Source organism: Mesorhizobium sp. M1D.F.Ca.ET.231.01.1.1 (genome assembly GCF_003999155.2).
Lineage (GTDB): Bacteria > Pseudomonadota > Alphaproteobacteria > Rhizobiales > Rhizobiaceae > Mesorhizobium.
Window position 1 is genome coordinate 1 of the sequence record NZ_RZOZ02000036.1, and the last position, 1418, is coordinate 1418.

The following is a 1418-nucleotide window of genomic DNA, read 5'->3' on the forward strand; positions in this document are numbered from 1 at the left end:
GCCGGCGAAGGCAAGACGACCACCACCGTCGGCCTCGGCGACGGTCTGAACCGCATCGGCAAGAAGGCGATCGTGTGCATCCGCGAAGCCTCGCTCGGCCCGAACTTCGGCATGAAGGGCGGCGCCGCCGGCGGCGGCCTGGCCCAGGTGGTGCCGATGGACGACATGAACCTCCATTTCACCGGCGACTTCCACGCCATCACCACCGCCCATAACCTGCTTTCGGCGCTGATCGACAACCACATCTATTGGGGCAACGAGCTCGGCATCGACATCCGCCGCGTCGCCTGGCGCCGCGTCATGGACATGAACGACCGGGCGCTGCGCGACATCCTCTGCTCGCTGGGCGGCGTCGCCAACGGTTTCCCGCGCGAGGCCGGCTTCGACATCACCGTCGCCTCGGAAGTGATGGCGATCCTGTGCCTTGCCACCGACCTCAAGGATCTCGAGAAGCGGCTCGGCGACATCATCGTCGCCTACCGCCGCGACAAGTCGCCGGTCTATGCCCGCGACCTCAAGGCCGACGGCGCCATGGCGGTGCTGCTGAAGGACGCCATCCAGCCCAACCTGGTGCAGACGCTAGAGAACAACCCGGCCTTCGTGCATGGCGGCCCGTTCGCCAATATCGCGCATGGCTGCAACTCGGTCGTCGCCACCACGACGGCGCTCAAGCTTGCCGACTACGTCGTCACCGAAGCCGGCTTCGGCGCCGACCTCGGCGCGGAGAAATTCTTCGACATCAAGTGCCGCAAGGCGGGCCTGAAGCCGGCGGCCGCCGTCATCGTCGCCACCGTGCGCGCCATGAAGATGAATGGCGGCGTCAAGAAGGAAGACCTCGGCAAGGAGAACATCGAGGCGGTCAAGAAGGGCTGCCTCAACCTCGGCCGCCACATCGAGAACGTGAAGCAGTTCGGCGTGCCGGCAGTGGTGGCGATCAACCACTTCACCACCGACACCGAGACCGAAATCCAGGCGATGAAGGACTTCGTCAAGGCACAAGGGGCCGAGGCGATCCTGTGCAAGCACTGGGCGCAAGGCTCGGCCGGCATTGAGGACCTCGCCAGGAAGGTCGTCGAGATCGCCGAATCCGGCGCCTCGCAGTTCTCGCCGCTTTACCCGGACGAGATGCCGCTGTTCGAGAAGGTCAACACCATCGTCAAGCGCATCTATCGCGGCGACGAGGCGATCGCCGACAAGTCGATCCGCGACCAGCTGCATGCCTGGGAGCAGGCCGGCTACGGCAACCTGCCGGTGTGCATGGCCAAGACCCAGTACTCGTTCTCGACCGACCCGAACCTGCGCGGCGCGCCGACCGGGCATACCGTGCCGGTGCGCGAGGTCAGGCTTTCGGCCGGCGCCGGCTTCGTCGTCATCATCTGCGGCGAGATCATGACCATGCCCGGCCTGCCCAAGGCGCC

Annotated in this window: 1 protein-coding gene; it reads left to right on the forward strand. The window is 66.1% G+C overall.

Annotated elements, in window-relative coordinates; genetic code table 11:
- A partial coding sequence (locus EN874_RS32115) for a formate--tetrahydrofolate ligase (RefSeq protein WP_135882266.1) occupies positions 1-1418 on the forward strand: 1418 nt, incomplete at both ends.